Annotated in this window: 1 protein-coding gene; it reads left to right on the forward strand. The window is 65.6% G+C overall.

The window, feature by feature from the left end; translation table 11 throughout:
- A partial coding sequence (locus EXE48_RS18240) for an LUD domain-containing protein (RefSeq protein WP_137712176.1) occupies positions 1 to 438 on the forward strand: 438 nt, incomplete at its 5' end.
- Positions 439 to 451: the final 13 nt, after the last annotated feature.

Raw genomic sequence — 451 nt, forward strand, 5'->3', positions numbered from 1 at the left:
GAAATCGGGTTCGACGACTACCTTAGCGAGGGCGACCACGAGTGGGAGAGCCTGCCGGATCAGATTTGGGGCATCGACGACGACGCGGAGCGACAGGCCGCCCGCCGCGACTCCCAGACCGCCGACTACTTCCTCGGCGGCATCAACGCCATCGCCCAAACCGGCGAACTCGTCGCCGCGGACCTCTCGGGGAGTCGCATCGGCGCGTACCCCTTCGCCGCCAGCAACGTCGTCATCGTCAGCGGTATCAACAAAATCGTCCCGACGCTCGACGACGCGCTGGACCGCCTCGAATCCGTCGCGTACCCCCTCGAAAACGAGCGCGCGAAGGAGGCCTACGGCGCCGAGTCCATGATTGCGAAACAGCTCATCTTCCGGCAGGAAGTCGAGGAGGGCCGCACCACCGTCGTCCTCATCCGCGAGCAACTGGGCTACTAAGTCCGACTCGCCG

Source organism: Halorubrum sp. ASP1 (assembly GCF_005435135.1).
Taxonomy (GTDB): Archaea; Halobacteriota; Halobacteria; order Halobacteriales; family Haloferacaceae; genus Halorubrum; species Halorubrum tropicale.